22 protein-coding genes are annotated in these 22,182 nt (G+C 62.2%); 18 read left to right on the plus strand and 4 right to left on the minus strand.

Annotated elements, in window-relative coordinates; all coding sequences use genetic code 11:
- Positions 1-174: 174 nt before the first annotated feature.
- Both ACXX81_RS08325 and ACXX81_RS08330 read left to right on the plus strand, forming a co-directional pair.
- On the plus strand, positions 175-717 hold the full coding sequence (locus ACXX81_RS08325; RefSeq protein WP_209982628.1) for a sigma-70 family RNA polymerase sigma factor: 543 nt from the start codon (positions 175-177) through the stop codon (positions 715-717).
- Positions 714-1,646, plus strand: coding sequence for a FecR family protein (locus ACXX81_RS08330; RefSeq protein WP_458571487.1), 933 nt, complete (start codon positions 714-716; stop codon positions 1,644-1,646). Before ACXX81_RS08325 ends, ACXX81_RS08330 begins: the two co-directional genes overlap by 4 nt.
- A 1-nt stretch (position 1,647) precedes the next feature.
- Here the strand turns inward: ACXX81_RS08330 and ACXX81_RS08335 are convergent, their stop codons facing one another.
- The gene (locus tag ACXX81_RS08335) at positions 1,648-3,465 is read right to left on the minus strand and encodes a sigma-54-dependent Fis family transcriptional regulator (RefSeq protein ID WP_458571488.1); all 1,818 of its coding nucleotides are present in this window, start codon (positions 3,463-3,465) and stop codon (positions 1,648-1,650) included.
- Positions 3,466-3,801: 336 nt separating this feature from the next.
- Here ACXX81_RS08335 and ACXX81_RS08340 point away from each other — a divergent pair, with 336 nt between their 5' ends.
- The 11 genes from ACXX81_RS08340 to ACXX81_RS08390 all read left to right on the plus strand — a co-directional run bounded on the left by ACXX81_RS08340 (position 3,802) and on the right by ACXX81_RS08390 (position 14,148).
- Entirely contained in the window at positions 3,802-4,896 is a 1,095-nt protein-coding gene (locus ACXX81_RS08340) for an ABC transporter ATP-binding protein (RefSeq protein ID WP_209982621.1), read from the plus strand.
- On the plus strand, positions 4,896-5,993 hold the full coding sequence (locus ACXX81_RS08345; protein WP_209982618.1) for an ABC transporter ATP-binding protein: 1,098 nt from the start codon (positions 4,896-4,898) through the stop codon (positions 5,991-5,993). The genes ACXX81_RS08340 and ACXX81_RS08345 overlap by 1 nt, the downstream gene beginning before the upstream one ends.
- Complete coding sequence (locus ACXX81_RS08350; RefSeq protein WP_017735078.1) at positions 5,990-6,856, plus strand: carbohydrate ABC transporter permease; 867 nt, start codon at positions 5,990-5,992, stop codon at positions 6,854-6,856. Before ACXX81_RS08345 ends, ACXX81_RS08350 begins: the two co-directional genes overlap by 4 nt.
- A gap of 10 nt (positions 6,857-6,866) precedes the next feature.
- Entirely contained in the window at positions 6,867-7,667 is an 801-nt protein-coding gene (locus ACXX81_RS08355) for a carbohydrate ABC transporter permease (RefSeq protein ID WP_003232361.1), read from the plus strand.
- Between the two features lie 10 nt (positions 7,668-7,677).
- Positions 7,678-7,950, plus strand: coding sequence for a DUF2160 domain-containing protein (locus ACXX81_RS08360; RefSeq protein ID WP_003232363.1), 273 nt, complete (start codon positions 7,678-7,680; stop codon positions 7,948-7,950).
- Between the two features lie 32 nt (positions 7,951-7,982).
- Complete coding sequence (locus tag ACXX81_RS08365) at positions 7,983-9,725, plus strand: ABC transporter substrate-binding protein (RefSeq protein WP_231423839.1); 1,743 nt, start codon at positions 7,983-7,985, stop codon at positions 9,723-9,725.
- A 115-nt stretch (positions 9,726-9,840) separates the two neighbouring features.
- Positions 9,841-10,035: a type II toxin-antitoxin system RelB family antitoxin gene (gene relB, locus ACXX81_RS08370; protein ID WP_458571489.1), complete on the plus strand. Its 195-nt coding sequence runs from the start codon at positions 9,841-9,843 to the stop codon at positions 10,033-10,035.
- A complete protein-coding gene (locus tag ACXX81_RS08375; protein ID WP_209982612.1) occupies positions 10,035-10,310 on the plus strand; it encodes a type II toxin-antitoxin system RelE/ParE family toxin in 276 nt (91 codons plus the stop codon). Before relB ends, ACXX81_RS08375 begins: the two co-directional genes overlap by 1 nt.
- Before the next feature lie 209 nt (positions 10,311-10,519).
- Complete coding sequence (locus ACXX81_RS08380) at positions 10,520-11,899, plus strand: iron-containing redox enzyme family protein (RefSeq protein WP_458571490.1); 1,380 nt, start codon at positions 10,520-10,522, stop codon at positions 11,897-11,899.
- A 12-nt stretch (positions 11,900-11,911) separates the two neighbouring features.
- Positions 11,912-12,856: a methyltransferase gene (locus ACXX81_RS08385; RefSeq protein ID WP_458571491.1), complete on the plus strand. Its 945-nt coding sequence runs from the start codon at positions 11,912-11,914 to the stop codon at positions 12,854-12,856.
- Positions 12,857-12,900: 44 nt separating this feature from the next.
- Positions 12,901-14,148, plus strand: a complete 1,248-nt coding sequence (locus ACXX81_RS08390) for a zinc-dependent alcohol dehydrogenase (RefSeq protein WP_209982606.1) — start codon at positions 12,901-12,903, stop codon at positions 14,146-14,148.
- Between the two features lie 50 nt (positions 14,149-14,198).
- On the opposite strand, the gene ACXX81_RS08395 is transcribed toward ACXX81_RS08390, so the two are convergent.
- On the minus strand, positions 14,199-14,627 hold the full coding sequence (locus ACXX81_RS08395; RefSeq protein ID WP_209982604.1) for a hypothetical protein: 429 nt from the start codon (positions 14,625-14,627) through the stop codon (positions 14,199-14,201).
- Positions 14,628-14,793: 166 nt separating this feature from the next.
- On the opposite strand from ACXX81_RS08395, the gene ACXX81_RS08400 reads away from it, so the two are divergent.
- On the plus strand, positions 14,794-15,795 hold the full coding sequence (locus ACXX81_RS08400; RefSeq protein WP_458571492.1) for an ABC transporter substrate-binding protein: 1,002 nt from the start codon (positions 14,794-14,796) through the stop codon (positions 15,793-15,795).
- Positions 15,796-16,595: 800 nt separating this feature from the next.
- Here the strand turns inward: ACXX81_RS08400 and ACXX81_RS08405 are convergent.
- Entirely contained in the window at positions 16,596-17,384 is a 789-nt protein-coding gene (locus ACXX81_RS08405; protein WP_458571493.1) for an AraC family transcriptional regulator, read from the minus strand.
- Positions 17,385-17,469: 85 nt separating this feature from the next.
- Here ACXX81_RS08405 and ACXX81_RS08410 point away from each other — a divergent pair, with 85 nt between their 5' ends.
- The 3 genes from ACXX81_RS08410 to ACXX81_RS08420 all read left to right on the plus strand — a co-directional run bounded on the left by ACXX81_RS08410 (position 17,470) and on the right by ACXX81_RS08420 (position 20,210).
- Positions 17,470-18,468 carry a bile acid:sodium symporter family protein gene (locus tag ACXX81_RS08410; protein WP_209982598.1) on the plus strand — a complete coding sequence of 333 codons (999 nt, stop codon included), beginning with the start codon at positions 17,470-17,472 and terminating at the stop codon, positions 18,466-18,468.
- Between the two features lie 85 nt (positions 18,469-18,553).
- Positions 18,554-18,910, plus strand: a complete 357-nt coding sequence (locus ACXX81_RS08415) for a type 1 fimbrial protein (RefSeq protein ID WP_209982596.1) — start codon at positions 18,554-18,556, stop codon at positions 18,908-18,910.
- Positions 18,911-19,034: 124 nt separating this feature from the next.
- Positions 19,035-20,210: a sugar transporter gene (locus ACXX81_RS08420; RefSeq protein ID WP_209982594.1), complete on the plus strand. Its 1,176-nt coding sequence runs from the start codon at positions 19,035-19,037 to the stop codon at positions 20,208-20,210.
- Positions 20,211-20,254: 44 nt separating this feature from the next.
- Here ACXX81_RS08420 and ACXX81_RS08425 read toward each other — a convergent pair whose 3' ends face one another.
- Positions 20,255-20,977, minus strand: a complete 723-nt coding sequence (locus ACXX81_RS08425) for a pirin family protein (RefSeq protein ID WP_458571494.1) — start codon at positions 20,975-20,977, stop codon at positions 20,255-20,257.
- Positions 20,978-21,156: 179 nt separating this feature from the next.
- Here ACXX81_RS08425 and ACXX81_RS08430 point away from each other — a divergent pair, with 179 nt between their 5' ends.
- On the plus strand, positions 21,157-22,107 hold the full coding sequence (locus tag ACXX81_RS08430) for a GlxA family transcriptional regulator (RefSeq protein ID WP_209982590.1): 951 nt from the start codon (positions 21,157-21,159) through the stop codon (positions 22,105-22,107).
- Positions 22,108-22,182: the final 75 nt, after the last annotated feature.

The following is a 22,182-nucleotide window of genomic DNA, read 5'->3' on the forward strand; positions in this document are numbered from 1 at the left end:
CTCAGCCATCGGGACAAGCCCCCTCCCACAGGGGATCTGCGCTCAACTGACTGGCACTGCGGCTTGCGACCGGCTTCCTTACGCGAATGGCCCATCGAGAGCCTTGCTCCCACACCGTTTTGCTGGCATTGTTCGCGCAATTGGTAACATTTCCCATTTGAGAAATTTTTGCGCATGCATGAGATTCCGGCCGCGTTGGGCGACTCTGTCCGCCAGCAGACACTCACGGCACTGTACCGCGAGCATCATGGCTGGTTGCACGGTTGGTTGCGCCGCAAACTGGGCTGTTCGCAGCATGCGGCGGACCTCGCTCACGATGCGTTCATCCGCGTCCTGATGCTGGCCGAGCCGCAGGCGATCAAGGAGCCCCGCGCCTTTCTCGCGACCACGGCGGGTCGGCTGTTGATCGATGGCGCGCGGCGTCGGCGTATCGAAAGAGCCTATATGGAGGCGCTGGTCATTCAGTGCGAAGACGCCGGCATGCCTGACCCGGCGGCGATTCATGTGGCCCTGCAAGCCCTTGAGCGGATTGCCGAGATGCTCGCCGGGCTGCCTGCCAACACCCGCGAAGCTTTTTTGCTGAGCCGTCTCGACGGGCTGACCTACCACGAGATCGCCGAACGCCTGCACGTGTCCGCCAGCACCGTTAAAAACTACATCTCCACCGCGCTGGTGCACTGCTACCACAGCCTGCATGGGGCGGAGCCGCTGTCGTGAGTTCCGAACAGATCATCCAGCAAGCGGCCAACTGGCTGACGCGCCTGCACGACGCAGACGTCACCGACGCCGAGCGCCAGGCGTTCAACCGTTGGTGCCAGGCCGACCCACGCCATGCGGTGGCCATCGAACGCATGCGGTCGTTGTGGGGCAGCTTCGACCCTCTGCCTGCGCAGCCGGCGCGTGTCGCCCTCAATCGTGCATTTGCCCCCCGGCGCGCTCGCGGCGCCCAGGTGGTGGGCGTGCTGGGGATGTTGCTGTGCGGCTGGCTGGGTGTGGAGCGTGCGCCGGTGTGGATGGCCGACCAGCGCACCGCCGTCGGCGAGCGTCGCCAGATCGTGCTGGAAGACGGCAGCCAGTTGCAGCTCAACAGCAACTCGGCGGTGGACGTGAAATTTGACGGCCATCAACGGGTGCTCGAACTGCTGCAAGGGGAGCTGTGGGTGGACGTGGCCAAGGATGCGCAACGGCCGTTCGTGGTGCGCACCGACCAAGGCAGCGCCACCGCGCTGGGCACTCGCTACCTGGTCAAGCGGGCGGCGGACGGCACCACGGTGGTGACTGTGATCGAGTCCAGCGTGGCGGTCAAAGGCGCGGCCGAGGAGGGCGTCAAGGTCATGGCGGGCGAGCGTGCCATTCTTGATCACGGCCACGCCACGCCCGCACAAGCCACCCCCGGCAGCGACCCGGATGCCTGGACCCGTGGCCTGCTCAAGGTCAATGACCAGCCACTGAGCGACGTGCTGCAAACCCTGGCCAGCTATCGCCATGGCCTGGTGCGGTTCGATCCCCAGGCCCTGGGTGATCTGCGCGTCTCCGGTGTGTTCAAGCTCGATGACACGACTGCCGCGCTCGCAGCGTTGGCGGATAACCTGCCGATCCAGGTGCAGACGTTCACCGACCTGCTGGTGGTGGTGACGCCGCGCTAGCTCAGCGCTCGTTACGGCGCAGGCGTTTGTAGAGGGTATTGCGGCTCACCCCGAGTTCCCGCGCCAAGTGGGAAATATTGCCGCCGGCGGCCTTCAGGCGCTGGTTCAGGTCCGCGTCGTCGCCCATGCCCGCGACGACGGGCTGCGGCGCCTCCCTGTTCAAATCCACAAAAAAATCATCCGGCAGGTGCTCGGCGCGAATCGGCTGTTCCTCGGCCATGGCCAATGCCACCTGCAACACGCTGCTCACCTGGCGCAGGTTGCCCGGCCACGGGTGGCGCTCGAACAGCGCCAGCACGTCGGCGCTCAGCCCGGCCCATTGGCCCGGCTCGCGATGCTGCTGCCACAGTTGCTGGAACAACGCGCGCTTGTCGGTACGTTCGCGCAGCGCCGGCAGCTCCAGGGTCAGGCCGCCGATGCGGTAGTACAAATCCTCACGAAAACGTCCGGCCTGTACCCGCTCGCGCAGCGCACGGTTGGTCGCCGAGATAATGCGCAGGTCCACCGGGAACAGCTCGCTGCTGCCCACCGGCTGTACGCAGCGCTCCTGCAACACACGCAGCAGGCGGGCCTGGGTCGGCAGCGGCATGTCGCCGATTTCGTCGAGAAACAACGTGCCTTTGTCGGCCTTGCGAATCAGGCCGATGCTGCCTTTCTGGCTGGCGCCGGTGAACGCACCTTTCTCATAGCCAAACAGCTCCGACTCCACCAGCTCAGCGGGAATCGCCGCACAGTTCACCGCGATAAACGCCTGCCGGCTGCGGGAACTGGCCTGGTGCAGGGCCTTGACGAACACTTCCTTGCCCACTCCGGTCTCGCCGTGAATCAGCAGCGGGATGTCCTTCTCCAGCAGGCGCTGGGCCTGGCGTACCGCTTTTTCCACGCGTACATCGCCAAAATGCAGGGTGTTGAGGCCAATCGGAGCGGGCTTGGGCACCGCCGGCTGGGTAAACACGCGCGCCTGCACCGGTGTCTGTTTGGGGCGCTTGAGTAAACACTGGAAGCGGTTGCGTCCCGCCGCTTGCAGCGAAAACGGCAGGCCCTCGGGCTGATTGAGCAACTCCAGCAACGACACCTTGAACAGGCTGTCGATCATCATCCGCGACAGGCTGATGCCCAGCAGGTTATCGGCGCGGCGGTTGGCCGAGAGCACCTGGCCGCTTTCATCGAAGATCAGCAGGCCGGCCCATTGGCTGTCGAGGTTGCTCAGGCCGGTGTTGAAGGTCAACTGAAAGTGCTCGCCGCGAAACAGGTTGAGGATCAGACGGTTTTCCACGGTCTGGCTCATCATCTTGACCATGCCCAGGGTGTGGGAGGGCGGCAGGTAGCTGTCGCTCGAGACGTCCAGCACCGCGATGATCTCGCGCTGGGCGTCGAAGATCGGCGCCGCGGAGCCGGTCATGAAGCGGTTGGCCTTGAGAAAGTGTTCATCGTGTTCGATGTGCACCGCCTGGGCACAGGCCAGCGCGGTGCCGATGGCGTTGGTGCCGCTGGAACGCTCCATCCAGCTGGCGCCGGCGCTGAAGCCGCGAGCCAGTTTGGGCTCGATGAAGCGCTGGGTGCCCCACGACGTCAGCACCTGGCCCTGATTGTCGGCCAGCATGATCAGGCAGTTGGAATTGCTGAGGATGTTCTCGTAGTAGGGCAGCACTTCCTGATGGGTGGTCTGCACCAGGGAATGCTGGCTTTCCAGCAATTGGCTGATGCCCTCGGCGGGCAGTTGATCAAAGCTGGGCGTGCTCTGGTGGTCCAGGCCAAAGGCGCGGCAACGGCGCCAGGATTCCTGGATAAGGGTGTCGTGGGACAAGGGTTCGGCCATGGGGCGACCTGCTGTTTTTATTGTTATTGGGCTTGCACAATCTAAGGGTTGTCATCAGGCCAATGTGGGAGGGGGTTTGCTCCCGATGACGGTGGGTCAGCCAGCTTATTGGTAGCTGACACACTGCCCCTGCCATATTTGAGCTTCATTGCCCATAAAGTGTTGTTCAGCACTGTTCATTGTCAACCCCCGAACTGTTCAGTTGTTCAGCCCGATTGTTCAAGCCTGAACGCCCCGTTCCCCCCATTTCCTTACGGATCAACCACCTGCCGTTATTGGCACGAAACTCGCTCTGACGAGTGGCCAGATTCATTCCAATAATAAAAAGGTCGTGTCATGTCATTGACCCTGGAACATGTCTCCCGCGTCGTAGAAGGCCACACCTGGATCGACGACGCCAACCTGCGTTTCGAAGCCGGTTCCTTCAACGTTTTGCTCGGCCGCACCCTGTCCGGCAAGACCAGCCTGATGCGCCTGATGGCCGGGCTGGACAAGCCCGACAGCGGCCGCATCCTGATGCACGGCGTGGATGTCACGAACACGCCGGTACGCCTGCGCAACGTGTCGATGGTGTACCAGCAGTTCATCAACTACCCAACCATGACCGTGTTCGAAAACATCGCCTCGCCGCTGCGCCAGGCCGGTGTGGCGGACGACGTGATCCAGAGCAAGGTGCTGGAAACCGCGCGCATGCTGCGCATCGAGAAGTTCCTCAAGCGCCACCCGCTGGAGTTGTCCGGTGGCCAGCAGCAACGCACGGCCATGGCCCGCGCGCTGGTCAAGGACGCCGAGCTGATTCTGTTCGACGAGCCGCTGGTGAACCTGGACTACAAACTGCGCGAAGAGCTGCGTCAGGAAATGCGCGAGCTGTTCGCGGCGCGCCACACCATCGCTATCTATGCCACCACCGAGCCCAACGAAGCCCTGGCCCTGGGCGGCACCACCACCATCCTGCACGAAGGCCGGGTGATCCAGAGCGGCAAGGCCGCCGAGGTCTATCACCAGCCGCACAGCGTACTCGCCGCCGAACTGTTCTCCGAACCGCCGATCAACCTGATGCCCGGACGTATCAGCGGCAATGAAGTGAGCTTCGCCAACTTCGTGCACTTCCCGCTCAACGTCGACCTGCGCCCCATCGGCGAAGGCGAATTCCGCTTCGGTGTGCGCCCCAGCCATATCAGCCTGGTGCCGAGCAACGACGACGACCTGGAGCTGGCGGTCACGGTGGAAGTCGCCGAGATCAGCGGCTCGGAAACCTTCCTGCACGTGCGCAGCGAGCACTTCCTGCTGGTGCTGCATTTGCCGGGGGTGCACGAATACGACGTCGACGCGCCGATCCGCGTGTATATCCCCACCCATAAACTGTTTGTGTTCGATGCCGAGGGCCGCCTGGTCCAGGCGCCCGGGCGCCGTGTCGCGAGGGTTGCCTGATGGCCGAGATCCATTTGCAGAACCTGGCGCACAGCTACAGCGCAGCGCCCGTCGGTCCCGAGGACTATGCGATTCGCGCCATGAACCACGTCTGGGAGCAGGGCGGCGCCTATGCCTTGCTCGGGCCATCGGGCTGCGGCAAGTCGACCTTGCTCAATATCATCTCCGGCCTGCTCAGCCCGTCCGAAGGCCAGGTGCTGTTCGACGGCAAGGTGGTCAACGACCTCACCCCGGAGAAACGCAACATCGCCCAGGTGTTCCAGTTCCCGGTGGTGTACGACACCATGACCGTGTTCGACAACCTGGCTTTCCCCCTGCGCAACCAGGGCATGGCTGAGGCGAAGGTTCACAGCAAGGTGGCGGAAATTGCCGAAGTCCTCGACCTGCAAAACCTGCTGAGCAAGAAGGCACGCAACCTCACCGCCGACGAAAAACAGAAGGTCTCGATGGGCCGTGGCCTGGTGCGCGACGACGTGTCGGCGATCCTGTTTGACGAACCGTTGACGGTGATCGACCCGCACCTGAAGTGGAAACTGCGGCGCAAGCTCAAGCAGATTCATGAGCAGTTCAACATCACCATGGTCTACGTCACCCACGACCAGTTGGAGGCCTCGACCTTCGCCGACAAGATCGCGGTGATGTACGGCGGGCAGATCGTGCAGTTTGGTACGCCACGGGACTTGTTCGAGCGGCCCAGCCACACCTTTGTCGGCTACTTCATCGGCAGCCCCGGCATGAACCTGATCGAGGTGCAGGCCGAGGCGGGCGGTGTGCGCTTTGCCGGTACGCATTTGCCGTTGTCCGAGGCGCTGCAACAGCGCCTCGCCACTGCGCCCTACACGAAGTTGCAGGTGGGCATTCGCCCGGAATTCATCCACGTGTGGGACGAGTACAACCCTGACGCCCTGCAGGCCGACGTCACGCACCTGGAAGACCTGGGCACCTACAAGATCATCACCCTCAAGCTCGACGGCGCGGTGCTCAAGGTGCGCCTGGCCGAAGACAAACCGGTGCCCGAAGGCACGGTGTCGATCAGTTTTCCCGCGCAGTGGCTGATGCTGTACGCCGACGATTACCTGCTGGAGGTGCTGCCATGAACAAGGTGCAGAACAACAAGGCTTGGTGGCTGGTGTTACCGGTGTTCCTGCTGGTGGCATTCAGTGCGGTGATCCCGATGATGACCGTGGTCAATTACTCGGTGCAGGATATTTTCGACCAGTCCAGCCGCTATTTTGTCGGCGCCGACTGGTACAAACAGGTGCTGCTCGACCCGCGCCTGCACGACTCGCTGCTGCGCCAGTTCATCTATTCGGCCTGCGTGCTGCTGATCGAAATCCCGCTGGGCATCGCCATCGCCCTGACGATGCCGACCAAGGGGCGCTGGTCGTCACTGGTGTTGATCATTCTGGCGATTCCCTTGCTGATCCCGTGGAACGTGGTGGGCACCATCTGGCAGATCTTCGGCCGCGCCGATATCGGCCTGCTCGGCTACAGCCTCAACGCCCTGGGCATCAGCTACAACTATGCGGCGAATACGGCGGACGCCTGGGTCACCGTGCTGGTGATGGACGTGTGGCACTGGACCTCGCTGGTGGCGCTGCTGTGCTACTCCGGCCTGCGCGCGATTCCGGATGTGTATTACCAGGCGGCGCGGATCGATCGCGCGTCGGCATGGGCGGTGTTCCGACACATCCAACTGCCCAAGATGAAAAGCGTGCTGCTGATCGCGGTGATGCTGCGCTTCATGGACAGCTTCATGATCTACACCGAGCCCTTCGTGTTGACGGGCGGCGGGCCGGGTAACGCCACCACTTTCCTCAGTCAGACCCTGACCCAGATGGCCGTCGGCCAATTCGACCTGGGCCCGGCGGCGGCGTTTTCCCTGGTGTACTTCCTGATCATCCTGTTGGTGTCCTGGCTGTTCTACACCGCCATGACCCACTCCGACGCCAACCGCTGAGGCCGCCAACATGAGCAAACGCAAGCTAATCCCGTTGCTGATCTACATCCTGTTCCTGCTGGTGCCGATCTACTGGCTGTTGAACATGTCCTTCAAGAGCAACACCGAAATCCTCGGCGGGCTGACGTTGTTTCCGCAGGACTTCACCCTGGCCAACTACAAGGTGATCTTCACCGACCCGAGCTGGTACACCGGCTACCTCAACTCGCTGTATTACGTGAGTTTGAACACGGTGATCTCCCTGAGTGTGGCGCTGCCGGCGGCGTACGCGTTTTCACGCTACCGGTTCCTCGGCGACAAGCACCTGTTCTTCTGGCTGCTGACCAACCGCATGGCGCCACCGGCGGTGTTTCTGCTGCCGTTTTTCCAGCTGTATTCCTCCATTGGCCTGTTCGACACGCATATCGCGGTGGCGCTGGCGCACTGCCTGTTCAACGTGCCGCTGGCGGTGTGGATCCTGGAGGGCTTCATGTCCGGGGTGCCCAAGGAAATCGACGAAACCGCTTACATCGACGGCTACTCGTTCCCCAAGTTCTTTGTGAAGATCTTTATCCCGCTGATCGGCTCCGGCATCGGCGTCACGGCGTTTTTCTGCTTCATGTTTTCCTGGGTCGAACTGCTGCTGGCGCGCACGCTCACCTCGGTCAATGCCAAGCCGATTGCGGCGGTTATGACGCGCACGGTGTCGGCGTCGGGCATCGACTGGGGCGTATTGGCGGCAGCGGGCGTGTTGACCATCCTGCCGGGCATGCTGGTGATCTGGTTTGTTCGCAACCACGTGGCCAAGGGCTTTGCCCTGGGCCGGGTCTGAGGAGTCGATGATGGAATGGATGGCCTGGACCACCCCTACTGCACTGTTCTTTGGCGGCATCGCGCTGATTCTGGCGGGCATGACCACCTGGGAACTGCGCTCGCCGAGCATCCCCCGGCGCGGGTTTCTGCCGATCAGCACCACCCGTGGTGATCGTTTGTTTATCGGTCTTCTCGGCAGCGCCTACCTGCATTTACTGGTGATCGGCGTTACCGACTGGAGCATCTGGGTGGCGTCCGCGCTCTCCCTGGTATGGCTGTTGAGTGTGATGCGTTGGGGCTAGTGCCCTTGTGAATAAACAACCAGGAGGTCTCTATGTTGAATAACAACAATAAGCTGCGACATAGCATTTCATTGGCTGCCGTACTGGCCCTCAGCGGTTTGAGCGCGTCGGCCTGGGCCGATGCGTACGAAGACGCCGCGAAAAAATGGATCGGCAGCGAGTTCAAACCGTCCACCCTCACGGCCGAACAGCAGTTGGAGGAATTGAAGTGGTTTATCAAGGCCGCCGAACCGTTCCGTGGGATGAAGATCAACGTGGTGTCGGAAACCCTCACCACCCACGAGTATGAGTCCAAGGTACTGGCCAAGGCCTTCAGCGAAATCACCGGCATCAAGCTGACCCACGACCTGCTGCAGGAAGGCGACGTGGTGGAAAAGCTGCAGACCCAGATGCAGTCCGACAAGAATATCTATGACGGCTGGGTCAACGATTCCGACTTGATCGGTACGCACTTTCGCTACGGCAAGACCGAATCGATCACCGACCTGATGGCCAACGAAGGCAAGGACTTCACCTCGCCGACCCTGGACCTCAAGGACTTCATCGGCCTGTCCTTCACCACCGCACCGGACGGCAAGCTGTATCAGTTGCCCGACCAGCAGTTCGCCAACCTTTACTGGTTCCGCGCCGACTGGTTCGAGCGGCCTGAGCTGAAAGCCAAGTTCAAGGAAAAATACGGCTACGACCTCGGCGTGCCGGTGAACTGGTCGGCCTACGAGGACATCGCCAAGTTCTTCAGCGAAGACGTCAAGGAAATCGACGGCAAGCGCATCTACGGGCACATGGATTACGGCAAGAAAGACCCGTCACTGGGCTGGCGCTTTACCGATGCCTGGTTCTCCATGGCCGGCGGCGGCGACAAGGGGCTGCCCAACGGCTTGCCGGTGGACGAGTGGGGCATTCGCGTGGAGGACTGCCACCCGGTGGGCTCCAGCGTCACCCGGGGCGGCGACACCAACGGCCCGGCCGCCGTGTTCGCCACGCAGAAATACGTCGACTGGATGAAAGCCTACGCGCCTCCGGAAGCGGCGGGCATGACCTTCTCCGAATCCGGCCCGGTGCCGTCCCAAGGCAACATCGCGCAGCAGATCTTCTGGTACACCGCGTTTACCGCCGACATGGTCAAACCGGGTCTGCCGGTAGTGAATGCCGACGGCACGCCGAAATGGCGCATGGCGCCGTCGCCTGTAGGGCCTTACTGGGAAAAGGGCATGAAGAAGGGCTATCAGGACGTAGGCTCCTGGACCTTCCTCAAGTCGACGCCGGAGAAACAGAAACTCGCGGCCTGGCTCTACGCGCAGTTCGTGACCTCGAAAACTGTCTCGCTGAAGAAAACCATCGTCGGCCTGACGCCGATTCGTGAGTCGGACATCAACTCACAGGCCATGACCGACATGGCGCCCAAACTCGGTGGCCTGGTGGAGTTTTACCGCAGCCCGGCGCGCACCGAATGGTCGCCGACCGGCACCAACGTGCCGGACTACCCACGCCTGGCGCAACTGTGGTGGAGCAACATCGCCGCCGCCGCCAGCGGCGAGAAAACCCCGCAACAGGCACTGGACAACCTGGCCAGGGAACAGGACGCGATCATGACCCGCCTGGAACGCTCCAAGGTGCAACCGGTGTGCGGTCCGAAAATGAACCCTGAGCGTGATGCGCAATACTGGTTCGACCAACCGGGCGCGCCCAAGCCGAAACTGGCCAACGAAAAACCCAAAGGCGAAACCGTGAGCTACAACGACCTGCTCAAGCAGTGGGAGGCGGCGCGCAAATAACCATGCCGGGGATGCAGGCTTGCTGTTAAAAGCAGGCCTGCATTTCATCCGGAGGCCAGAGACAAGACAGGAGGTTGCTACTAGACTGCTGAGCATTCATACAGGAGGTCATGTCATGGGTGTTCCGCTTTCCCCAATCGTTTCCGAGTTTGAGACCGAAGAGCAGGCAAGCAGCCATGATCTGTGGTTTCGGGCAAAGGTCGAAAAGAGTCTGGCCAATCCTGGCAGTGGCGTTCCTCATGACGAAGTGATGGCGCGGGTTGAAGCGATCATTCTGGAGGCAGAACGCAAGCAGTGGTCAAAAGCCTGATGCTGGCGCTTGTTTGGCTCGATGAGGCCATTGCCGATCTGATCGATATCGTCACTTTCATTGCTGCTGAAAATCCTGATGCGGCAAGACGTTTAAAAGCCCGTCTTGAAGTGGCTCCTCTACCACTCACTGAGCATCCTTACCTTTATCCCGGCGGACGCGTGCCGGGGACTCGAGAGGTCGTGGTACATCCCAATTACGTTCTTGTTTATCGAGTAACGCTTGAGCGGATTGAAATAGTCAACGTCCTGCATTCACGTCAGAAATACCCTTGAGCCTCTCGGCACATCAGCCGCCATCAGCCGCCATCAGCTGTCGGTGCTGCCTTGCACCCATAGACCACTGATCCCCGCCGTCCCAACCCCGATTGAATTTTCCGCACTGCCCGACGCTCTGCACTTTAGAGGCGCCTGCTAACGCGCGCCCGTTTGGGGTCTTCACGGTTGAAGGCCAGATTGCATCGGACTTTGCGGGAACTGCCATCATGACCCTGTTAACGGCGCTGTCGGGCCAGCCGGCCTCTGTTCATCACTCAAACCACGGCCACTATCAGCGGGTGTACCAACAGCTTTACAACGAAGCGCCCAATGCCCGCGAGCTGGCCCATGAATTTTTGCACAGCCAGCTGGCGCAGGTGCAACACGCCGCCAACGAACTGCCCGATACCCCTGAGCAACTGCCCGCCTGGGTGGAGCAACGCTGCACCGCCGTGGCCGAGCAATACGCCGAATACCTTGAACAGCGCCAGCAGGGCCGACCACGCCGTTATTTTCAGAACAGGGCTCATGCGCTCTACGTGCTGCAGCGCGTGGCGCCGACCAAATACGTCGATGGCGCCTGGCTCTACGGGCTGCTGCGCTACTGGCAGGACCAGCGCTTCGACGGCCTGCTCACCACCTACCTGGAAGAATTGGGCGACGGCGAAGCCGCGCAGAACCATGTGGTGATCTACCGTAAATTGCTCAGCGACCACGATGCCGACAGCGAAGCCGGGGTCGAAGACGAGCACTACCTGCAAGGTGCCCTGCAATTGGCCCTGGGGCTGAGTGCCGAGCAGTTTCTGCCGGAAATCATCGGTTATAACCTGGGCTACGAGCAGTTGCCTCTGCACCTGTTGATCACCTCCTATGAACTGAGCGAACTGGGCATCGACCCGTATTACTTCACCCTGCACGTCACCATCGACAACGCCGGCAGCGGCCATGCCTGCAAGGCGGCGCAGTCGGTGTTGAGCCTGTTGCCGCTGGGCGAGGGCAGGGACGAATTCTACCGGCGCGTGGCTCAGGGCTATCGCCTCAACGACCTCGGCGCGGGCACCACCGCCGTGATCGAAGGCTTCAACCTGCAGGATGAGGTGGTGGCCATGCTGGAGCGCAAGCGCAGCTTCGGTCAGCACATGCATTCGGACTACTGCCGCTTCGAGGGCAAGACCGTCAACCAGTGGCTGGCCAAGCCGGGTCAGATCGGCGACTTCCTCACCGCGCTGCAGGACAAGGGCTGGATCAAGCGCAACCAGGACCCGGCCGAAAGCCGCTTCTGGCAGCTGATCGAAGGCGCCGGCGCGGCGATGTTCGGGGCTTTCAGCGGTTATGAAAAACAAGTCCTGCACGATTGGATTGCCGGCAGTTGGGTCAGCCCGCAGCGGGTGACACCGGTGCGGCCGGGGCGCGGCAGCCGCTTTTCCCGCGAACAGCATCGCCCGGCAGACCCGGACACCCAGGCCCTGGTGGAGTCGCTGTGGCAGCTGCCCGACGAGCAGCAGATCAACACCCTGATCCCGTGGATGACCGCGCGACGCCACGGCCTGCCGGTGGGCCTGTATGCCACTCGCCGCTTTATCCAGCTACGTGCGCGCCTGCGCTGAGGAAGCCTGCTTATGTCTGCACAACAACTTGCCGATCGCGCCTTGCTCAACCTGGGTCGTGGTCTGAAGGAAAGCGGCTATCGCTTCATCACACCGACGCCTCTGACCCACGAACGTGTGTTCAAACGCCTGGCCACGCCGCTGGCGATGAACCTGCGCGATGTGTTCGGCTGGTCGATGCCGTTCGACAGCGACCTGATGCCCGACGCGTTTCGCGACGAGCTATGCCAGGCCGGAGTGATCGAAAAGCACGACGCCCTGTGGCGCAGCACGGTGCGCTGGTCGAGCCTGGGTGAGCTGCTGTTTGCCCATTCGCCGTTTCCTACCACCGAGGCCGACGCGGTGTTCTTCGGCCCCGACAGCTACCGATTCGCTCAGGTAATCGACGCCCATCTGCAGCAACGCTTCGAGCCGCTGCGGCGGGCGGTGGACATTGGCTGCGGCGCCGGTGTCGGTGCGTTGGTGATCGCCCAGGCACGGCACGCCGCCGAGGTGCTGGCGGTGGACATCAATCCCCAGGCCCTGCGAATGACAGCGGTGAATGCCGAGCTGGCCGGGCTGAATAATGTCAGCGTCTACCAGAGCGATATCCTGGCAAGCGTGGAGGGCACGTTCGACCTGATCGTCGCCAACCCGCCCTACATGAACGACGACGGCCAGCGCGCCTATCGCCACGGCGGCGGTGCGCTGGGCGAACAGTTGTCGCTGCGCATCCTTGAGCAGGCGCTGCAACGCCTGTCCCTGGGTGGCAGCCTGGTGCTCTACACCGGCGTGGCGATGGTGGCCGGCATCGACCCATTCCTGGAAGCCGCGCGGCCATTGCTGGGCAACGATGCGTTCGGCTGGACCTACCGCGAACTGGACCCCGATGTGTTCGGCGAAGAACTCGATAAACCGGGCTATGAACGCGTGGAGCGGATCGCCGTGGTCGCCCTCACCGTGACCCGCTTGCGGTGATGGGCGGTTAATTCAGATGCAGTCAACTCAAAGGAGAGCAACCCATGCGAGCCATGACCTATCAAGGCGCCCATAAGGTGCAGGTGGACACGGTCCCCGATCCCATCATTGAACAACCCGACGACATCATCCTGCGCGTCACGGCCACCGCCATCTGCGGCTCCGACCTGCACCTGTACCGGGGCAAGATCCCCACGGTGGAACACGGCGATATTTTCGGCCATGAATTCATGGGCATCGTCGAAGAAACCGGCCCGGCAGTCACGGCAGTGCAACGCGGCGACCGTGTGGTGATCCCCTTCGTGATTGCCTGTGGCGATTGTTTCTTCTGCCAGTTGCAGCAATTTGCCGCCTGCGAAACCACCAACGATGGCCGTGGAGCGATCCTCAACAAAAAGGCGATTCCACCGGGCGCCGCGTTGTTTGGCTACAGCCGCCTGTATGGCGGTGTGCCGGGCGGGCAGGCCGAACTGGTGCGGGTGCCCAAGGCCAACACCGGACCGTTCAAGGTGCCCGGCACCCTGTCGGACGAGAAGGTGCTGTTCCTCTCGGACATCTTGCCCACCGCCTGGCAGGCCGTGACCAATGCGGGTATCGGCAAGGGCTCCAGCGTGGCGATCTACGGCGCGGGCCCGGTGGGCCTGCTCAGTGCGGCCTGCGCGCAGATGCTGGGCGCCGAGCAGATATTCATGGTCGATGACCACCCGTACCGACTGGCCTACGCGCAGAAAATGTACGGCGTGATCCCGATCAACTTCGAGGAAGACGACGATCCTGCCGACACCATCATCCGTCAAACCGCCGGCATGCGCGGCGTCGACGGCGTGGTGGACGCGGTGGGGTTCGAGGCCAAGGGCAGCACCACCGAAACCATCCTCACCACGCTCAAGATCGAAGGCAGCAGCGGCAAGGCGTTGCGCCAGTGCATTGCGGCCGTGCGCCGTGGTGGCGTGGTCAGCGTGGCGGGGGTGTATGCCGGGTTTATCCATGGCTTCATGTTTGGCGATGCGTTCGACAAGGGCCTTACGTTCAAGATGGGCCAGACCCATGTGCAGCGCTTTTTGCCTGAGCTGCTTGAACACATTGAGCTGGGGCACCTGAATCCCGAGGCGATCGTTACCCATCGGCTGTCGCTGGAGCAGGCCGCGCGCGGGTACGAATTGTTTGACAAGGGCGAGGAGAATTGCCGCAAGGTGATCCTGATGCCGGGGATCGATGATCGGCCACTGGTGGAGCCGCTGGAGGAAGAGCTGACACCGGAGTTTCGTGTGCAGGGCGTGCCGGGTTTTTAGTCTGAATGGGGGAGGGGGATTGCGCCCTCCCTCATCTTTAAAGGCTGGTTTCAGGCCGCTTGAGGCTGAAGGTGCAGTTCGCCTTCAACGTCCTTGACCAGCCCGCTGGCCAGAAAAAGCGGTGCCACGCGTTTGTGCAGTTGCGGCTCGACAAACGCCTTCACCGTGTCCAGCTCCAGCACACCGCTGAGCGGCAACTCGGCCTTGGTGTAGGACAACCACGCCTTCTTCAATGCCATCAGCACATCACTGCCTGCCGTCGAGGCGAAGCGGCGGTGGGTGGGTTTCGCGTCAAAGCTGAAGGTGTGCTGGAACGCATAGTCGCGCTCGTCACCGCCGCCGGCAACGCAGCGCACGCAGGTGCACGGGCCATCGCCGAACGCGCTGCGCAGGTAGGCGTTGAAGTCCACCACGTTCTTGAGTGACAGGCGCTTATCCACCTCGAACAGGTCCCCAGTCATTTTTTCGTCAGTGTTCAACGTCGATTTCCTCGCAGGTCGGCGGCAGTATCTCAAAGCGCGGCACAATAACAGCCGAGCGTTGGTTTGGGGATTATTTGCATAACAATAGATCCCGATATTCTTTTCCAGTCTTAAAAATCGTCGCTACCCTCAGTCACCTTTACGACGACGCGGCAGACCCCTCATGACTTTCAAGCGTTCTTCCCTGACCCTGCTGGCCGTCGCGAGCGCCCTGCTCAGCGTTGGCGCGCACGCCGAAGGCAAAATCAGCATCGCCCAGCAGTTCGGTATTGGCTACCTGATCCTCGACGTCGTGCGCGACCAGCACCTGATCGAAAAGCACGGCAAGGAACAGGGCCTGGATATCCAGGTGGAATGGAACAGCATTTCCGGCGCCACCGCCATGAACGAATCGCTGCTCGCCGGCGCGCTGGACGTGGTCTCGGCGGGTGTCCCGCCGATGCTCACCCTGTGGGACCGTACCAAAGGCAAACAGAACGTCAAGGCCATCGCCTCCCTGGGCTCGATGCCCAACTACCTGCTCAGCAACAATCCCGAGGTGAAGACCCTCAAGGACTTCACCGAGAAAGACCGCATCGCCGTGCCCGCCGCCGGCGTGGGTTTCCAGTCGCGCACCCTGCAGATCGAGACGGCCCGGCAGTTCGGTGATGCCAACTACAAGAAGTTCGATGAGATCTCCATCAGCCTGGCCCACCCCGACGCCACGGCGGCGCTGATTGCCGGGGGCTCGGAGATCAATGCGCACTTCTCCAGCCCGCCGTTCCAGTATCAGGAGTTGTTGAATCCCAAGGTGCACAAGGTGCTCAGTTCTTACGACATTCTGGGCGGTCCGGCTACGTTCAACGTGCTTTACACGACGCAGAAATTTCACGATGAGAATCCCAAAACCTACAAGGCGTTTTATGCAGCGCTGGCTGAGGCCGAGCAGATTATCAAGGCTGACAAGCCGGCGGCGGCCAAGGCTTATATCCGGATAGAACAGTCGAAGTTGCCGCTGGAACTGGTGGAGAAAATCGTGCAGGACCCGGAGATTGATTTCACTATCGTGCCGCAGCGGACCTATATCTATGCCGAGAAATTGCAGGCGTTGGGGGTGTTGAAGAACAAGGCGGGGAGTTGGAAGGATTACTTTTTTGAAGAGGCTTATGGGGGGGAGGGGGGTTGATTCTGATGGGGGGCTTGGGTGCATATCCGTTGCTGCGGTAACGGCTACTTAGGGTTCCGCTTTTACAGCGGGTCACTTTTGGAAAAGAGCCCCAAAAGTAACCAAAAGGGCTCTTGCCCCAACACTCGGCACCTCGCTTAGGCTCGGTGTGCCCTCACTCCGGCTTTGGAGCGTGGGCCGCCGCGATGGGCCATCCTTGGCCCAGCGCGGCTAACCCGGCGTCCTGCCGGGTTACCCACGCTCCAAAGCCTGCGTTCGGCCAGCGTGTTTGACGGGGCGCCACAGATCAAAAGCAAAAGCGCGGCGGCCTTAGAGCCGACCGGAATTGTCTGCCGAACGCTGTTCAAAATGTGGGAGGGGGCTTGCTCCCGATGGCTGAGTGTCAGTCAGCTTATTGGTAGCTGACCCACTGCTATCGGGAGCAAGCCCCCTCCCACAGTTGATCTCCATTTGTCTGTTGGATATCACACTGCTTTTGATCTGCTTTGCTCTGGCTCTGGCTCTGCTTTGGCTTTTGATCTTGATCTCAAGCGCCCCGTTAACCACGCTGGCCGCACGCAGGCTTGAATCCGTGGGTAACCCGGCAGGACGCCGGGTTAGCCGCGCTGGGCCAAGGATGGCCCATCGCGGCGGCCCACGGATTCAAGCCTGCGTGCGGGCACACCGAGCATTAGCGAGGTGCCGAGTGGTGGGGCAAGAGCCCTTTTGGTTACTTTTGGGGCTCTTTTCCAAAAGTGACCCGCCGTAAGGGCGGAACCCATACCCGCCGTTACCCAACTAACGGATATGTACCCAGTCGGCTAGCGAAAAAACTCCCCAGGCGTCCCCCCAAACTGCTGCCGAAACGCATTAATAAACGCCGACGTCGATTCATACCCACACCCCAACGCCACATCCGTCACCCGCTCACCCTGTTCCAGCGCGGGCAGTGCACTGAGCAACCGCAAGCGCTGACGCCAGGCACGAAAGGTCAACCCGGTATCCCCCAAAAACAACCGGCTGAGCGTCTTCTCACTCACCGCCAGTTTGCGGCTCCACTCACTCAGGGTCGTCTGCTGTTCCGGATGCAGGCTCAGGCTGCGGTAGATCTGGCGCAAGCGCGGGTCGTGGGGCAGGGGCAGCATCAAGTCCACCTGCGGCGCTGCCGCCAACTGATCCAGCAGCACCTGGGCCAGACGCCCCTGCGGCCCGTCCTCGGCGTAGGCCACCGGCAACGCGCTGAAGCTGCGAATCAGCTCGCGCAACAGGCTGCTCACCTCCAGCACATGGCAGCGCTCGACCGCCCAGGTGGTCACGCTGCAATCGAGGTACAAGCTGCGCATCTCGGTGTGCGGCGCGCTGTACACCCGGTGCGGCATGCCCGCCGGGATCCACACCGCGCGCTGAGGCGGAGCGACGAAGCGTCCGGCGCTGGTCTGAATCTCCAATACCCCGGAAATCGCGTACGACAATTGCACCCACGGGTGGCTGTGCCGGCGTGTGAGGGCGCGATTGGGCAGGGATTCGGTGCGCCCGTACACCGGACGCGGCAGGCTGGAAAGCCCGGGCACACTGCGCCGAACGGTCTTTTCGTGTCCTTTAGGCGGCATTTACTGGCTCATTGGCGTTAGTCGGTAACAGGCCGTTACGTTAGAGTCGCCACGGTGCGCTTGGCAACCCCTGGAAGATTTGCTTATGACCCGTCCACGTTTTCTCCCCGACAATTTCACCCTGACCCTGATCGCCACGGTGATCCTCGCCTCCCTGTTGCCGGTCAACGGCCAGGCGGCGGTGGCCTTCGGCTGGGTGACCAACCTGGCGATTGCGCTGCTGTTTTTTCTGCACGGCGCCAAGCTGTCGCGCACGGCCATCGTCGCCGGTGCCGGCCATTGGCGCCTGCACTTGCTGGTGTTCAGCCTGACCTTCGTGCTGTTTCCACTGCTGGGGCTGGCGCTCAAGCCGGTGCTGTCGCCGCTGATCGGTAAAGACCTGTACATGGGCATGCTCTACCTGTGCGCGTTGCCGGCCACGGTGCAGTCGGCGATTGCCTTCACCTCCCTGGCACGCGGCAATATTCCGGCGGCGATCTGCAGCGCGGCGGCGTCCAGTCTGTTCGGCATCTTCCTCACGCCGCTGCTGGTGACGCTGCTGCTCAACGTGCACGGTGACGGCGGCTCCACGGTGGATGCGATCCTGAAAATCAGCGTGCAGCTGTTGCTGCCGTTTATCGCCGGGCAGATTGCCCGCCGCTGGATCGGCGACTGGGTCGGGCGCAATAAATCCTGGCTCAAGTTTGTCGACCAGGGTTCGATCCTGCTGGTGGTCTACGGCGCGTTCAGCGAAGCGGTCAACGAAGGTATCTGGTATCAGATTCCGCTGTGGGAACTGGGCGGGCTGGTGCTGGCCTGCTGCGTACTGCTCGCCCTGGTGCTGGTGGCGTCGACCCTGTTGGGCAAGCTGTTGGGCTTCAATCAGGAGGACCGCATCACCATTTTGTTCTGCGGCTCGAAGAAAAGCCTGGCCACCGGCGTGCCGATGGCGCAGGTGCTGTTTGCCGGGGCGAGCATGGGGGTGCTGATCCTGCCGCTGATGCTGTTTCACCAGATCCAGTTGATGGTGTGCGCGGGCTTGGCGCAGCGCTATGCGAATCGGCCGGAAAGCATTCCGGAGCTGATGGCGCAGGTGGATCCTTGATCCAGGTCATAGGCACCGACGAATAAGCTCAAGTTAACGCCGCGTCAGACGACTTACTTCTCAAGAGCCCAGGAAGGAAGTCAGCATGAAGATCAAGAGCGTTTCGGTAGTGGCGGGCCTGTTGTGTGTGGCCGCAGGTGTGTGCAGCGCGGCGCAGTCGGCCGGCCACGGGGTGATCGAGTTCAGGGGCAGCATCGTCGAGGCCGGGTGCGCGACAACTGCGCGCAGTGGCGCAGTGATGGAATTGAGCGGTTGCATCGCTGACAGTCGCAGCAGCCGCCTGGAGGCGCGCAACATGGCCACGGGCGGCGGCGCGGCCCGCGCACAGCTGGTGTCGCAGAGCCGTGACGGGCGCTATTTTGACCAGCGCTACCAGCTGGTCGACGCCACCGGCAAGCCGCTCGAATCGGGCAACTATTTAATTACCCTGACGTCGCCCTGAGCCCTTGCCCGACAGCTGGGCAGGCCCGGCGCCCACAGCGCCGGCGAGAAACCTATAGAATGCTCGGCGGTCACGCAGGTTCTGCGTGGCCGTTTTGACCCTCTTCAGAGTACCTCGCCGTTCCATGAGCCTTTCAGCCGCAACACCCCAGCCCAACTGGCAGCCGGTCATCGCCCTCGCGCTGGCCGCGTTTGTGTTCAACACCACTGAATTCGTGCCGGTCGGCCTGCTCAGCGCCATCGGCGCCAGCTTCGACATGCCGATTGCCAACGTCGGTCTGATGCTCACCATCTATGCCTGGATCGTTTCCCTGACCTCGCTGCCGGTGATGCTGCTGACGCGCAACATCGAGCGGCGCAAATTGCTGATCGTGTTGTTCGGCATGTTTATCGCCAGCCATATCCTCTCCAGCGTCGCTACCAGCTTTGGCCTGTTGATGGTCAGTCGCGTCGGCATTGCGCTGTCCCATGCCCTGTTCTGGTCGATCACCGCCTCGCTGGCGGTACGCCTGGCGCCGGAGGGCAAGCAGGTGCAGGCCCTCGGCCTGCTCGCCACCGGTACGTCACTGGCGATGGTATTGGGCATTCCTCTGGGCCGCCTGCTCGGTGAAGCCATGGGCTGGCGCACCACCTTCCTGGTGATCGGCGCCTTCGCCGCGGCGCTGGTGTTCTGGCTGGCGCGCACCTTGCCGTTGCTGCCGAGCCAGAACTCCGGTTCGCTGCGCAGCCTGCCGCTGCTGTTCAAACGCCCGGCGCTGGTGGCGCTCTACGTGCTCACCGCGTTGACGGTGACGGCGCAATTCACCGCCTACAGCTACATCGAACCCTTCGTCGAAGGCGTGGCCGGCATGAGCGGCAGCGCGGTCACCCTGATCCTGCTGGTATTCGGCGGCGCGGGCATCATCGGCTCGCTGCTGTTCAGCCTGGTGCATCGTTTCAATCCCCATCTGTTCGTGGTCGGTGCGGTGTTCATTCTCGCCGCATGCCTGGCCCTGATGCTGCCGCTGAGCGGCGCCGAGTCCTACCTGGTGCTGCTGAGCATTTTCTGGGGCATGGCGATCATGGGTTTTGGCCTCGCCATGCAGTCCAAGGTGCTGGTGCTTGCACCCGACGCCACGGACGTGGCCATGGCGATGTTCTCCGGCATCTACAACATCGGCATCGGCGGCGGCGCCCTCATGGGCAGCTGGGTCGGCAGCCACTTCGGCTTCGCCTGGATCGGCGCGGCGGGCGGGTTGCTGGCGGCGGTCGCGTTGGTGGGGTATTGCCTGGCCATTCGGCGGTTTGGGCAGGGTATCTAACCCTCAGGCTACCCCCACAGGGGGCTGCCTGATGCCAGGGAAGATCATGGCATTTGCGGCAGTTCATGGGGGCGCAGGTCGAACACCAGCACTTCGGCGTCCTCGCCCTGGCTCAGATGGATCTGCCGCTCGTCACGCACCCGGGCGCCGTCGCCTTCATGCAAGCGTTGGCCGTTGACCTCGACGCTGCCGCGCGCCACGTGGATATACAGATGGCGGTCGGTCGCCACGTCCAGGGTCGCGGTTTCGTCGCCGTTGAACAGGCCGGCATACACCCGCGCGTCCTGGCGTACATGCAGCGAGCCGTTGGCGCCATCCGGCGAAATGATCAATTGCAACCGCCCGCGTTTCTGCGTCTCGCTGAAGTGTTCCTGCTGATAGCGCGGTTCGGCGCCGGACACGTTCGGCACGATCCAGATTTGCAGGAAGTGCACGCCCTGGCGCTGGCTGTGGTTGAACTCGCTGTGGGCCACGCCGCTGCCGGCGCTCATCAGTTGCACATCGCCGGGACGGATCACCGAGCCGGTGCCCAGGGTGTCCTTGTGTTCCAGAGCGCCTTCGAGCACATAGGAGAAAATCTCCATGTCGCGGTGCGGGTGCTGGCCGAAGCCCTTGCCGGCAGCGACGCGGTCATCGTTGATCACCAGCAGGTCGGAAAAGCCCTGTTCGGCAGGGTTCCAGTAGCTGGCGAAGGAGAAGGTGTGAAACGACTTCAACCAACCGTGATTGGCGGCGCCGCGTTCAGAAGCGTTGCGAAGGGTCAGCATGGTGGTGTCCTCAAGTGAGCGCGGGCTGCAACAGGCAGGGCGCTGGCGTTGAGAAGAAGGTTAATGGTTACGCAGGTATTCATTAAGACGATGAAAGCTGAATAACCGTCTCCCCAGAGTTGACAGTAAAAGCCATGCCATAATGGCCGCCGCTTTCCCTCGTGATGGATATTGACGCTATGAAAACCGTGGCCATGGTGCTGTTTCCGGACTTCCTGCTGCTCGACATGGCCGGCCCGCTCGAAGTGTTTTCGATTGCCAACCGCTACCTGCCGGCGGCGGACCATTACCGGATCGTCACCCTCGGCATCGATGCGGGCCAGGTGATCGCCTCCAACGGTGTGAAGGTGCAGCCCGACCTGCTGCTGCACCAGTCCGACGCCGCCTACGACCTGCTGCTGGTGCCCGGCGGCCCCGGTGCCTACAACGAATGCCATCCCGCGCTGTTGCCCTGGCTCAAGGCCGCCGCACCACGGGCCACACGCTATGGCTCGATCTGCACCGGTGCCTTTGTGCTGGGGCACGCCGGGCTGCTCGACGGTCGTCGGGTCACGACCCATTGGCACTACACCGAGCGATTGATCAAGGGCTTTCCCAAGGCCACTGTCGAGACCGACCACATCTACCTGCAGGACGGCCGCCTGATCACCTCGGGTGGGGTCACCGCCGGCATCGACCTCGCGCTGTCGGTGGTGGCCCAGGACCATGGCAAGCAGGTTGCGGTGGACGTGGCCAAGGTGCTGCTGGTGGTGATGAAACGCCAGGGCGGCCAGGCCCAGTTCAGCCCGATGACCGCCGCAGTGGCCCCCCACGAAACCGTAATCACCCGCGTGCAGAACCAGGTGCTCGCGCAGTTGGACCAGCCGTTCAGCATCGACTCGATGGCGGCGCTGGCCGGCATGAGCGCGCGGCATTTTGCGCGGCTGTTTGCCAGGGAAGTGCAGATGACACCCATGGCGTTCCTGCAGGGCGCGCGCATCGACCGCGCCCGGCACCTGCTGGAAACCACCGACCTGCCGCTCAAGACCGTGGCCTTCCACGCAGGCTTTGGCAGCGTGCGGCATATGCGCTTTCTGTTCAGCGAAAAACTCGGTCTGAACCCCACCCAGTACCGTCAACAGTTCAGTTAAGGCGCGATTGTCCGTCTCAGGCACACCAATGTCCGTCTGGTTCCCCGTGCCGGGATTGTCCCGTTGCGGCCAACT

Source organism: Pseudomonas sp. GNP013 (genome assembly GCF_054343995.1).